Source organism: Oryzisolibacter propanilivorax, assembly GCF_900103645.1.
Classification (GTDB): domain Bacteria; phylum Pseudomonadota; class Gammaproteobacteria; order Burkholderiales; family Burkholderiaceae_C; genus Melaminivora; species Melaminivora propanilivorax.
Genome location: NZ_FNHP01000003.1, coordinates 241,229 through 253,883, shown reverse-complemented (window position 1 = coordinate 253,883; position 12,655 = coordinate 241,229). Strand labels below are relative to the sequence as shown.

Annotated in this window: 9 protein-coding genes; 6 read left to right on the top strand and 3 right to left on the bottom strand. The window is 69.6% G+C overall.

What is annotated here, in order from left to right; genetic code table 11:
- The first annotated feature begins 2 nt into the window (after window positions 1–2).
- The 6 genes from BLQ61_RS06700 to BLQ61_RS06675 all read left to right on the top strand — a co-directional run bounded on the left by BLQ61_RS06700 (window position 3) and on the right by BLQ61_RS06675 (window position 8,351).
- Window positions 3–1,007, top strand: a complete 1,005-nt coding sequence (locus BLQ61_RS06700) for a DctP family TRAP transporter solute-binding subunit (RefSeq protein ID WP_091568145.1) — start codon at window positions 3–5, stop codon at window positions 1,005–1,007.
- A gap of 119 nt (window positions 1,008–1,126) precedes the next feature.
- Window positions 1,127–1,831, top strand: coding sequence for a TRAP transporter small permease (locus BLQ61_RS06695; protein ID WP_091568143.1), 705 nt, complete (start codon window positions 1,127–1,129; stop codon window positions 1,829–1,831).
- On the top strand, window positions 1,828–3,111 hold the full coding sequence (locus tag BLQ61_RS06690) for a TRAP transporter large permease (protein WP_091568140.1): 1,284 nt from the start codon (window positions 1,828–1,830) through the stop codon (window positions 3,109–3,111). Before BLQ61_RS06695 ends, BLQ61_RS06690 begins: the two co-directional genes overlap by 4 nt.
- Window positions 3,112–3,236: 125 nt before the next feature.
- Entirely contained in the window at window positions 3,237–4,856 is a 1,620-nt protein-coding gene (locus tag BLQ61_RS06685; RefSeq protein ID WP_245703881.1) for a methyl-accepting chemotaxis protein, read from the top strand.
- 149 nt (window positions 4,857–5,005) lie between these two features.
- Window positions 5,006–6,118 carry an ABC transporter substrate-binding protein gene (locus tag BLQ61_RS06680; protein ID WP_091568137.1) on the top strand — a complete coding sequence of 371 codons (1,113 nt, stop codon included), beginning with the start codon at window positions 5,006–5,008 and terminating at the stop codon, window positions 6,116–6,118.
- 319 nt (window positions 6,119–6,437) lie between these two features.
- On the top strand, window positions 6,438–8,351 hold the full coding sequence (locus BLQ61_RS06675; RefSeq protein WP_091568135.1) for a methyl-accepting chemotaxis protein: 1,914 nt from the start codon (window positions 6,438–6,440) through the stop codon (window positions 8,349–8,351).
- 141 nt (window positions 8,352–8,492) lie between these two features.
- On the opposite strand, the gene metG is transcribed toward BLQ61_RS06675, so the two are convergent.
- From metG to BLQ61_RS06660, 3 genes are all read right to left on the bottom strand, one after another.
- A complete protein-coding gene (gene metG / locus BLQ61_RS06670) occupies window positions 8,493–10,562 on the bottom strand; it encodes a methionine--tRNA ligase (RefSeq protein ID WP_091568132.1) in 2,070 nt (689 codons plus the stop codon).
- 56 nt (window positions 10,563–10,618) lie between these two features.
- Window positions 10,619–11,872 carry a patatin-like phospholipase family protein gene (locus tag BLQ61_RS06665; protein WP_091568616.1) on the bottom strand — a complete coding sequence of 418 codons (1,254 nt, stop codon included), beginning with the start codon at window positions 11,870–11,872 and terminating at the stop codon, window positions 10,619–10,621.
- 102 nt (window positions 11,873–11,974) lie between these two features.
- Window positions 11,975–12,562: a restriction endonuclease gene (locus tag BLQ61_RS06660; protein WP_091568614.1), complete on the bottom strand. Its 588-nt coding sequence runs from the start codon at window positions 12,560–12,562 to the stop codon at window positions 11,975–11,977.
- Between the last annotated feature and the right edge of the window lie 93 nt (window positions 12,563–12,655).

Here is a 12,655-nt window from a genome sequence, read left to right as displayed (position 1 = left end):
CCATGCGCTTTCCCGTGAAACATGTCCTGGCCTGCGCCCTGCTGGCCGTGGGCGCCAGCGCGTCCTACGCCCAGACCGTGATCAAGTTCAGCCACGTCGTGGCACAGGACACGCCCAAGGGCAAGGCCGCCGAGTTTTTCGCCAAGAAGGCTGCCGAGCTGACCCAGGGCAAGGTCAAGGTCGAGGTGTACGCCAACAGCGCCCTCTACAAGGACAAGGAAGAGATGGAGGCCCTGCAGCTGGGCTCGGTGCAGATGCTGGCGCCGTCGCTGGCCAAGTTCGGCCCGCTCGGCGTGAAGGAATTCGAGGTTTTCGACCTGCCCTTCATCTTCGACAACCGCGACGAGCTGCACAAGATCACCACCGGCGAGGTGGGCGCCAAGCTGATGAAGAAGCTGCAGTCGCGCGGCATCACCGGCCTGGCCTTCTGGGACAACGGCTTCAAGGACTTCTCGGCCAACAAGCCGCTGCACAGCGTGGCCGACTACAAGGGCCTGAAGTACCGCATCCAGTCGTCCAAGGTGCTGGAGGAAGAAATCCGCGCGCTCGGCGGCATCCCGCAGGTCATCGCCTTCGGCGAGACCTACCAGGCGCTGCAGACCGGCGTGGTGGACGCCACCGAGAACCCGCCGTCCAACTTCTACACCCAGAAGATGCACGAGGTGCAAAAGCACGTCAGCCTGACCAAGCACGGCTACTTGGGCTACGCGGTCATCGTCAACAAGAAGTTCTGGGACGGCCTGGACGCCACCGTGCGCGGCCAGCTGGAAGACGCCATGCGCCAGGCCACGGCCTACGCCAACCAGATCGCCCAGGACGAGAACGACCGCGCCATGGAGGCGGTGAAGGCCAGCGGCAAGACCACCATCTACACGCCCACGCCGGAAGAGCGCACGGCGCTGAAGAAGGCGCTGGTGCCGGTGCACGACAAGATGTCCGGCCGCATCGGCAAGGAAATCATCCAGGACGTGTACAAGGCCACAGGCTTCGACCCGAAGAAGCTCTGAGCCTGCAACTTCCCGGCCGGGACGCGGCGCAGCGTCCCGGCCGCAAGGCGGCGCCCTGACGGGCGCTGCCGCCGCGCATCCCGCGCCGCGCCCCGAACTCCTGTGCGGAGAACCTTCCCATGAAAATCCTCGATCACCTGGAAGAGTGGCTGATCACCTTCCTGATGGGCGCCGCCACGCTCATCGTCTTTATCGCGGTGCTGCACCGCTACAGCGCCGGCTACGCCATCCCCGGCCTGCAGGACTGGCTGCTGTCCATCAACATGACCTGGGCGCAGGAGCTGACCATCATCATGTTCGTGTGGATGGCCAAGTTCGGCGCCGCCTACGGCGTGCGCACCGGCATCCACGTAGGCGTGGACGTGTTCATCAACCGCCTGGGCAAGTCGGCGCGCGGCAAGTTCATCATCATCGGCATGGGCGCCGGCGCGCTGTTCACCGGCATCGTGGCCATCATGGGCGCGACCTTCGTCTGGGACAACGGTGCGCACTACGCCATCTTCAAGGCCATCGGCATGAACGTCGAGGAACTGATCGAGGGCCCGACCACGCCGGACCTGGAGTGGCCGACCTGGATCGTCTACAGCGCCATTCCCCTGGGCAGCAGCCTGATGTGCTTCCGCTTCCTGCAGGTGCTGGTGGGCTTCGTCCGCACCGGCGAGCTGCCGCACCACGACCATGGCCACGTCGACGGGCTGGAGGAAACCCCCGCCGAGGAAGCGGCGCAGAACACCGAGTTCTACAACCTGCAGGACAACCTGCACCCCGACGAGGACCGCCCCGGCAACGCCGGTCGCAAGAACGACACGGGTGACCGCACATGAACGCCGCCATCATCTTCATCATCCTGGCGACGCTGATGCTCACCGGCATGCCGGTGTCCATCTCGCTCGGCCTCACGGTCCTCACCTTCCTGTTCGGCTTTACCGACGTGCCGCTGGAGTCGGTGGCGCTCAAGCTGTTCACCGGCATCGAGAAGTTCGAGATCATGGCGATCCCGTTCTTCATTTTGGCCGGCAACTTCCTCACCCACGGCGGCGTGGCGCGGCGCATGATCAACTTCGCCACCGCCATGGTCGGGCACTGGTACGGCGGCCTGGGCCTGGGCGGCGTGCTGGCCTGCGCGCTGTTCGCGGCGGTGTCGGGCTCCAGCCCGGCCACCGTGGTGGCGATTGGCTCGATCCTGTTGCCGGCGATGGTCAAGGCGGGCTTCCCGAACCGTTTCGGCGCAGGCGTCATCACCACCTCGGGCGCCCTGGGCATCCTGATCCCGCCGTCCATTGTCATGGTGATGTACGCGGTGGCGACCAACACCTCGGTGGGCGCGCTGTTCATGGCCGGCGTGGTGCCGGGGCTGATACTGGCGCTGGTGCTGGGCGGCGTGACCTACTGGCGCGCGCGCAAGTACAACTACCCGCGCCTGCCCAAGGCCAGCTGGGGCGAACGCTGGCTGGCGTTCCGCAAGTCGGCCTGGGGGCTGTTTTTGATCATCGTGGTCATGGGCGGCATCTATGCCGGCATCTTCACGCCCACGGAAGCGGCGGCCATGAGCGCGGTATATGCCTTCGTCGTCGCCGTGTTCATCTACAAGGACCTGACGCTCAAGGATGTGCCGCGCGTGCTGCTGTCCTCGGCCAACATGAGCGCGATGCTGCTGTACATCATCACCAACGCGGTGCTGTTCAGCTTCATCATGACCAACGAGAACATTCCGCAGGCGCTGGCCGACTGGATGCTGGGCAATGGCCTGGGCGTGATCGCCTTTCTGCTGGCGGTGAACGTGATCCTGCTGCTGGCCGGCAACTTCATGGAGCCGTCGTCGATCATGCTGATCTTCGCGCCCATCCTGTTCCCGGTGGCGATGAAGCTGGGCATTGATCCGATCCACTTCGGCATCATCATGGTGGTGAACATGGAGGTCGGCATGTGCCACCCGCCCGTGGGCCTGAACCTGTACGTGGCCTCGGGCATCACCAAGATGGGCATTACCGAGCTCACCGTGGCCGTCTGGCCGTGGCTGCTGGCGATGCTGGGCTTCCTGGTGGCGGTGACCTACATCCCCGAACTGAGCCTGTGGTTCCCGCGCATGCTGGGCATGCTCTGACACCTGCCTGAATCCCTTCGAGGAAAGGGGCAGCAAGCGCCGGCCCGTGCCGGCGCTTTGCCTTTCATTCACCTGCAACTCCCTTGCCGCCCGTGCCCGTGCAGGGCACTGGCGGCCGGCACGCCATGCGAATCGACAACCTGCGAATTTCCTCCCGCTTGGTGCTGGGCTTCGCCCTGCTGGGGCTGATGGTGCTGGCCATGGTGGCCGCGGTGTGGCTGCAACTGGCGACCATGAACGGTCTGTTCGACGAGGTGGCCGACGCGCGCCTGCCGCGCATGGTGGCGGCCAACGCCATCAAGGAGGACGTGCAGGTCATCGGCACCAGCGTGCGCAACATGATCCTGATGAGCGACGGCGCCGCGATCCGCGCCGAGGACGAGCGCATCCAGCGCACGCAGCAGCGCATCGCACAACGCTTCGCCGGGCTGCAACAGCTGCTGGCCGGCGACGCGGCCGCCGAGGCCGCGCTGGCCCGGGTGCAGGCCGCGCGCCAGGCTTACGAGCCGCTGCAGGAGGAGACGCGCGAGCTCTCGGCGTCGGGCCAGGTGTTCGACGCCAAGGAACTGCTGATCGAGAAGATGCACCCGGCGCAGCAGGCCTACCTGGGCACCATCGACGCGCTGCTGGCGCAGCAGCAGGAGCAGCTGAAGCAGGCCACAGCGGCCACGGGAAGCGCCGCCACGCGCGTGCGCGGCGTGCTGCTGGGCGTGCCGCTGGTGCTGCTGGCGCTGGGCGCGGCGCTGGCCTGGTGGGTCATCCGCTCCATCAGCGTGCCTCTGCGCCAGGCGGTGCGTGTGGCGCGCGCGGTGGCTGCCGGGCGCCTGAGCGAGCCCATCCAGGCCAGCGGCCGCAACGAGGTGGCGCAGCTGCTGCTGGCGCTGCGCGACATGCAGGGCGCGCTAGCCGGGGTGGTGATGCATGTGCGCCAGGGCGCGCACGGCGTGCTGGGCGCCAGCAGCGAGATCACGCAGGGCAACATCGACCTGTCCAACCGCACCGAATCCCAGGCCGCGGCACTGCAACAGACCTCGGCGTCGATGCAGGAACTGCGCCAGGCGGTGGACCTGAACGCCGACAGCGCGCAGCAGGCCGACGCGCTGGCGCGCGAGGCCAGCGCCGTGGCCGAGCGCGGCGGCGTCGTGGTGGGCGAGGTGGTGCAGACCATGCGCGGCATCGACGGCGCCAGCCGGCGCATCGCCGACATCATCGGCGTCATCGACGGCATTGCCTTCCAGACCAACATCCTGGCGCTGAACGCCGCCGTCGAGGCGGCACGCGCAGGTGACGCCGGGCGTGGCTTCGCCGTGGTGGCTGGCGAGGTGCGCCAGCTGGCCCAGCGCAGCGCGGAGGCCGCGCGCGAGATCAAGGCGCTGATCGCCGCCAGCAGCGCGCAGGTGGCACAGGGCACGCAGCTGGTGGACCGGGCCGGCGCCACCATGCAGGAGGTGGTGGCGGCGATTGCCCGCGCCACCACCCTTATGGGCGAGATCAGCCGCGCCAGCGCCGAGCAGCGCATGGGTGTGGGGCAGATCGGCGAGGCCATCGCGCAGATGGACCGGGTCACGCAGCAGAACGCCGCGCTGGTCGAGCAGGTGGCGGCGTCCGCTGCCAGCCTGGGCCAGCAGGCACAGGAGCTGGTGCACTCGGTGGCGGTGTTCCGCGTGGACGAAGCGCCGGCCTTGCCACTCCCGGCCACGCCTGCGGCGCCTGCCGGTGCGCCCAAGCTGCTGCTGCAGCCATAGGGCGGCGGCGCTCGCCTGTGGAAGGCCACAGTTACGCGACGCCAGTGCTTTTCCTTACATTGCGCCGCCGGACATATCTGCCATGCGCGGGGCGGCGCACGCCGGCTGCGCCCGTCCTGCATGGGCTTTGCCAATAGGGTTGCTTGAAGATGACGAGGGTGCAGTGGAAGGCGGCGTTCGCCGCCGTGCTGGTGGGCGGCATGGTGCTGGCCGCGCGGGCGGACATCCGCATTGGCCAGACCGTGGGAGTGACGGGCGCGGTGGCGGCGACGGTGAAGGAGTCGATGGCCGGGGCGCGGCTGTACTTGGACGAAGTCAATGCCAGGGGCGGCGTGCATGGCGAGAAGGTGCAGCTGATCACCCTGGATGACGCCTTCGACGTGGGCAAGGCCGAGGCCAATGCGCGCATGCTGATCGAGGAGCAGGGCGTGCTGGCGCTGTTCATGAGCCGTGGCACGCCGCACACCGAGGCCATCTATCCGCTGCTGGACAAGCACCGCGTGGCGCTGGTCGCGCCCTCGACCGGCGCCATGGTGCTGCACCAGCCGGTGCGGCCGTATCTGTTCCACGTGCGCGCCACCTACCAGCGCGAGGCCGAGCGTGCCATGGCGCATCTGACGGGCCTGGGGCTGCAGCGCATCGCCGTGCTGCATGTCGACGACAGCTTCGGCGCCGACGGCCTGCAGGGTGCGCGCAACGGGCTCAAGAAGGCCGGGCTGGAGCCGGTTGCGGTAGCGCGCTTCGACCGTGCCAAGCCGGAGTTCACGGCGCTGCTGCCTGGTCTGAAGGCGGCCGGTCCGCAGGCGGTGCTGGTGATCGGCTCGGGCACGGCCGTGGTCCAGGGCCTGCGGGCGCTGCGCCAGGCCGGCGTGGGCGCGCAGTATCTGACGCTGTCCAACAACGCGTCCAACGGCTTCATCCAGTTGTTGGGCGCCGACGCCCGGGGCATCATCGTCGGCCAGGTCATGCCCACCAGCCCGGCCTATCCCCTGGTCACCCAGGCCACGGCGCTGGCACGCGCGCAGGGCATGGACGACGTGAGCCCGGCGCTGCTGGAGGGTTTCGCCGGCGCCAAGGTGCTGGTGGAGGCACTGCGCCGTGCCGGCCCACGGCCGACGCGCGCCAGCGTGCAGCAGGCGCTGGACAACCTGGGCCGCTATGACCTGGGCGGCCTGACGCTCCACTACCACGGCGGCAGCCATTCCGGGCTGGAGTTCGCCGAGCTGACCATCATCGGCGCCAGCGGCAAGTTCCAGCGCTGAGCCGCAGTCCCTTCCTGAGCCGTGGCGGCTCCGCCTGGAGCCGGCACCCGCCCGGGCCTGCCGGGACGCGCCATAACGAATGGCATATGACCGGTGCCATCCCGGCACGGCGCGCAGCGCGGGAAAGCCGGAAAGAATCAGGTTGCACCGGCGCAGGGGGCGGCAGCTGGCCACAGGGCGTGGCTGCACTGCCCGGCTCGCGCGATGCCTGGACGGCATAGGTGCCATTCCCAGGTGTTGCGCGAGGATGAGAAATGCCTGTCCGGTGCAAAAATGTTCTGACGTTTGGCTACTGTTTTCTTTCCTGGGGTCCGCTCGCATGCAGGCATTCCGCAATCTTTCCATCCGCTCCAAGCTCATGCTCAGCATGGGGGCGTGCCTGCTGCTGTTCGCGGCGATTTCCACCGGCCTGGGGTTCGTGCTGACCGGCAACAGCATGCGCGAGCGGGTGGTGGGGCAGGAGCTGCCGGCCGTTGTCGGCGAGATCCGCAATGACATCCTGCGCCAGATCGGTGCGCCGGTGGCGCTGGCCGACTCTATAGCGCACAACACCTATGCGCTGGACTGGGAAGCCGCCGGCCAGCCCGAGGAGGGCAACGCCGGCTGGTTCCGCTTCGCCCAGGCCATCAAGCAGCGGGTCAACGCCTCGACCGTTTTCTGGGTCTCCGAGGCCACCCGGCAGTACTTCAACGACCATGAACTGGTGCGCCAGATCGCCCCGAAGGGCCAGGGCGACCAGTGGTTTTACGACATCGCCGGCGGCACGCGCGCCCAGCGCCTGGAGATCGACAAGGACGCCAGCTCGTCCGCCTACATGCTGTTCATCAACGTGCGCTTCGACGCCGGCCAAGGCCGCCAGGGCGTGGCCGGGCTGGGGCTGGCGGTGGACGGGCTGGCGCAGACCGTGCGCAACTACCGGGTGGGTGAGAGCGGCTCGGTCTCGCTGGTGCGCGGCAATGGCAGCATCCTGGTGCACCGCGACCCGGCGCTGGCCGATGGCAAGCACTGGCTGAAGGACCGGCCAGGCCTGGGGGCCGAGCTGGCCGGCCGGCTGCTGAACCGCGAGAACTTCGCGCACGCTGCCTACCAGTCACCTGCCGGGCGCGAGATCATCGCCTCGTCGTATGTGCCCGAGCTGGACATGTACGTGGTCGCCGAACTGCCCGAGGAACAGGTGCTGGGCGGCGTGCGGCGCACGGTGGGCCTGACCGCGCTGGCGGCCTGCTTGGTGGGCGGCGGCGTCAGCTTGCTGGTCATCTGGTGGGTCAGCGGTGCCATCGCCGCGCCGGTGGGCCGCGCGGCGCGCATGCTGCAGGAGATCGCCGACGGCGACGGCGACCTGAGCCGGCGCATGCATGTCGAGACCGGCGATGAGGTGGGCGCGCTGGCCGACGCCTTCAACCGTTTCGTTTCTTCGCTGGAGCGCATGGTCAGGGCGGTGCGCCAGGCGGCGGACTCTATCTCGGTGGCCAGCTCCGAGGTGGCACAGGGCAACCAGGACCTGAGCCAGCGCACCGAAAGCGCCGCCAGCGCGCTGCAGCAGACGGCCGCGTCGCTGGCGCTGCTCACCGACAGCGTGCACGCCAACACCCAGGCCACGCGCAGCGCCGACGAGCTGGCGCGCACGGCGCGCAGCGTGGCCGGCCGCGGCGGCGACGCGGTGCAGCAGGTGGTGGCCACCATGGAGGACATCAACGGCTCGTCGCGCAAGATCGCCGACATCATCGGTGTGATCGACGGCATCGCCTTCCAGACCAACATCCTGGCGCTGAACGCCGCCGTCGAGGCGGCGCGCGCTGGCGAGCAGGGCCGGGGTTTCGCGGTGGTGGCCGGCGAAGTGCGCAGCCTGGCGCAGCGCAGCGCCGAGGCCGCCAAGGAGGTGCGCCAGCTGATCACCGCCTCGGTCATGCAGGTCGGCCAGGGCGCGCAGCAGGTGCAGCACGCCGGCGCCACCATGCAGGAGTTGCTGGATGCCGTGGCGCGCGTGGCGCAGCTGATCGAGGAGATCGGCAGCGCCTCGCAGGAGCAGGGCCGCGGCATCGCCGAGATCAACCAGGCCGTGGCCGGGCTGGACTCGGCCACGCAGCAGAACTCGGCGCTGGTCGAGGAGTCGGCCGCCGCCGCCGCCAGCCTGCGCGAGCAGGCCGGGCGGCTGCTGGGCGAGGTCGCCGCATTCAAGCTGGGCGAGTCCGACGCGGGCGACCTGCGCCGGCTGCCGGCCCCGGGCGCCTGAAAGACTCCTGTGCGGGCGCGCAGCCTGCCGCGCTCCGCGCCGAGGCCATGAACGGGCGCTGATACGCCCGCCACGCGGAGTTTTCAATGAAAAACGCCGCTTGTCCTTGTGGATCAAGCGGCGTTTGCTATCAAATTTGCATCAACGGATGCGCATGCCCGGCTGCGCGCCGGGGAAGGGCTCCAGCACGTAGATGCCTGGCTGCGCCTTCTCGTCGGCATGGCTGGCGGCCAGCACCATGCCTTCGCTGACGCCGAACTTCATCTTGCGCGGCGCCAGGTTGGCGACCAGGACGGTGAGCTTGCCGACCAGCTGCTCGGGCGCATACATGCTGGCGATGCCGGAGAACACATTGCGCGTGCGGCCCTCGCCGGCGTCCAGGGTCAGCTGCAGCAGCTTGGTCGAGCCGGCCACGGCCTGGCACTCGACGATCTTCGCGATGCGCAGGTCCACCTTGGCGAAATCGTCGATGGTGATGGTGGGGGCGATCTCCTCACCACCGGGGAGTGCCTTTTCCACCACCGGCTCGGGCACGGCGAACAGCGCGTCCAGCTGCTCGACCACCACGCGCTGCATCAGGTGCTGGTAGGGGCCGATGGCGTGGCCCGCGCCCAGCAGTTGCTGCGCATCGGCGAAGGTCAGCGCGCCCACCTTCAGGAAGGCCTCGACCTGCTGCGCCACGGCCGGCAGCATGGGTTTGAGGTAGATGGTCAGCAGGCGGAAGGCCTCGATGCAGGTGCTGCACACGTCGTGCAGGCGCGCGTCCATGCCCTGCTGTTTGGCCAGCTCCCAGGGCTTGTTGGCGTCCACGTAGGCGTTCACGCGGTCGCACAGCAGCATCACCTCGCGCGCGGCGCGGGCGGTGTCGCGCGCCTCGTAGGCGGCGGCGATCGTCTCGCTCTGGCCGCGCAGCGCGGCCAGCAGCGGCTGGCCATCGGCGCTCACCGCGCCCAGCTGGCCGCCGAAGCGCTTGGCGATGAAGCCGGCGGCGCGCGAGGCGATGTTCACGTACTTGCCGATCAGGTCGGCATTCACGCGCGCCATGAAGTCCTCGGCGTTGAAGTCGATGTCCTCGTTCCTGCCGTTCAGCTTGGCGCCCAGGTAGTAGCGCAGCCATTCCGGGTTCATCTTCAGCGCCAGGTATTTCAGCGGGTCCAGGCCGGTGCCGCGGCTCTTGCTCATCTTCTCGCCGTTGTTCACCGTCATGAAGCCGTGCACGCAGATCTTCGCTGGCGTCTTGCGGCCGCTGAACTTCAGCATCGCCGGCCAGAACAGCGTGTGGAAGGTGATGATGTCCTTGCCGATGAAGTGCACCTGCTCCACCGCCGGGTCGGCCATGTAGGCGTCGTAGTCCTGGCCGCGCTGCGTGAGCAGCTCCTTGAGCGACGCCAGGTAGCCGACCGGCGCGTCCAGCCAGACGTAGAAGTACTTGCCGGGCGCGTCCGGGATCTCGATGCCGAAGTAGGGCGCGTCACGCGAGATGTCCCAGTCGTCCAGTCCGGTGCTGGTGCTGCCGTCGGGATTCGTGCGCGTGCCGAACCATTCGCGGATCTTGGCGGCCACCTCGGGCTGCACGTGCTCGCCGTTCTGGGTCCATTCCTGCAGGAATGCGACGCAGCGCGGGTCGGACAGCTTGAAGAAAAAGTGCTCGGACGATTTCAACACCGGCTTGGCGCCCGATAGCGCCGAGTAGGGGGCGATGAGGTCGGTCGGCGCATAGACCGAGCTGCAGACCTCGCAGTTGTCGCCGTACTGGTCCTTGGCGTGGCAGCGCGGGCACTCGCCCTTGATGAAGCGGTCGGGCAGGAACATGTTCTTCTCGGGGTCGAAGAACTGCTCGATGGTGCGCGTCTCGATCAGGCCGGCGGCCTTCAGGTCACGGTAGATCTGCTGGGATAGCGCGTGGTTGGCCGGGCTGTCGGTGTTGCTCCAGTGGTCGAAGGCGATGTGAAAGCCCTGCAGGTACTGGGCGCGGCCGGCGGCGATGTCGGCGACGAACTGCTGCGGCGTCTTGCCCGCCTTTTCGGCGGCGATCATGATCGGCGCGCCGTGCGCGTCGTCGGCGCCGACGAAGTTCACCTCGGCGCCCTGCATTTTTTGGTACCGCACCCAGGTGTCGGCCTGGATGTATTCCATGATGTGGCCGATGTGGAAGTTGCCGTTGGCATACGGCAGGGCGGTGGTGACGAAGAGCTTGCGGGGGGCGGACATGGGCAACAGGCGGGAGCAACAAGACAACCCGCCATTCTAGGGACGCGGCCTGCCGTTCAGGGCGGCGGCGCGGCATTCCCCGGCGCGGCGCCGGGCGCCGGCCAGTCCAGCAGCGCGCACAGCTCGTCCGCGCGCGCCAGCGCGTCGGCGCGGCCCAGGGCCATCAGCGCGCGGGTGTATTCCGGCTCGAACAGCAGGTAGCTAGCCAGCTCGGCATTGCGCGGGTCGGCGCTGCCCGCATGCAGGCCCAGCGCGCCCAGCAACGCGCGCACCGCCGGCGGCAGCACGCGCAGGTGGCGCAGCGCCAACGCGTCCAGCGGCTGGCTGGGAGTGATGAGCACGCAGCGCAGCGGCCGCAGGCCATAGCGCGCCAGCGCCGGCTGCGGCAGCAGCGCCAGCGTGGTGTTGATGCGCTCCAGCCGCTCCACGTCGCCCGGCAGCGCGTCCAGGAAGATGCTGGACAGCGCGTGCCCGGCCATCTGCGCCAGGCTGGGGTAGTGCGCTGCGCCGGCCGCCGGCGGGCCCTGGCGCGGCGGCGGCATGTGGTGCGCGCCGACCACCAGCAGCCGCTCGGCACCCAGGTGGATGGCCGGCGACAGCGGCGCCGTCTGGCGCATGGCGCCATCGCCGAAGTACTCGCGCCGCTCGCCGTGCTCCAGCAGCGTCGCCGGGAACACGAACGGAATCGCCGACGACGCCAGCAGGTGCTGGTGCGTGATGCGCTCGCGCTCGGCACGCCGCTGCGAGCGGCGCCACGCCGGCACCGGGGCGCCGCTGTCGAAGAAGGTAACGTGCTCGCCGGTGGTGTAGCTGGAGGCGGTGACCGCCAGGCCCTGCAGGTGCCCCTGCTCGAACAGCTGCGGCAGCCGCTGCAGCGGGACCGTGCGCCGCAGCAGCGCGGCCAGCGGCGCGTGGTCGAGCAGCGAGCGCGGCCGCGTGCGGTGCCAGCGGGCCATGGCCCAGCCCAGCGACAGCAGCGTCAGCCAGCGCGCCCCGCTGCGCAGCGCGCTGATGGCGTCGGCCCGGTACACGTGGCGCGCGTGCAGCGATTGCCAGACGCGGGCGATGCGCCGCACGGCATGGTCGAAGTCGTCGGCCTGGCAGGCCAGGGCGGCGGCGGTGATGGCCCCGGCCGAGGTGCCGGCCAGGATGGGAAACGGATTGGAATGGCGCGCCGCGCCGCTGCGCCGGTGCAGCTGCGCCAGGGTCTGCAGCACGCCGACCTGGTAGGCCGCGCGGGCACCGCCGCCGGTCAGCACCAAGCCTACAAGCGGGCGGGGGGCGGAAGCGGCGCAGGCATCAGGGGGCACGGTGCAGGGGCGGGCAGTGGCGACCGCCGCATTGTGGTGCCGCGCTCGGTGCGCCGCCAGCAGGTGCAAGCCCGGGGTGGCGGCCGGGCCGGCGCGCAGCGTTCAGCGCTGGCCCTGCAGCAGCAGCGTGTCCAGCGCCGCGCCTTCCAGCAGCGCGATGCCGTGCTCGCGCGCGAAGGCGCGCGCGGCCTCGCTCACCTCGCCCTGCAGCACCACGTAGCTGCCGGCCTGCGCGCCGCGGCGCTGCACCTCGGCGTGCAGCGCGCGCAGCGGCTCGGTGCCGTGGCGCGCCGCCTTGGCGCGGCGTGCCGCCACCAGCACGGTCTGCACGCTGGCGGCATGGGCGTCGCCGCGCTGCACCAGCAGGTCGGCCGCGCCGCCGTCCGGCAGCGCCTGCACGGTATGGCCCTCGGCCTGCCAGGCGCGTTCGAACAGGGCGCGCAAATCGCGCCAGGGCAGCGCCAGCGCGGCCGCGCGCGCCGCCTCGACGCGGGCGCGGCTGGGTGCGCGCGCCTGGCGCCAGGCCGCGATGCAGCCGATGACGCAGAGCGGCAGCGCGCCGGCGGCGGCGAACGGCACCAGGTGGCGCGGCAGCAGCGCCGCGCAGGCCGCCACGATCGCGCCGGCCAAGGCGAAGCTGATCCACCACGGCGAGCGCAGCAGCACGGCGAAGCCCGAATTCGGGGCCATCTTGAATTTCACGAAAGCGTCAACCTTGGAGTGTGGAAAGGCCAGACGCGCCCATGCGCCCGGCGGGAAATGCGGCAAGAATGCCGCCCATGG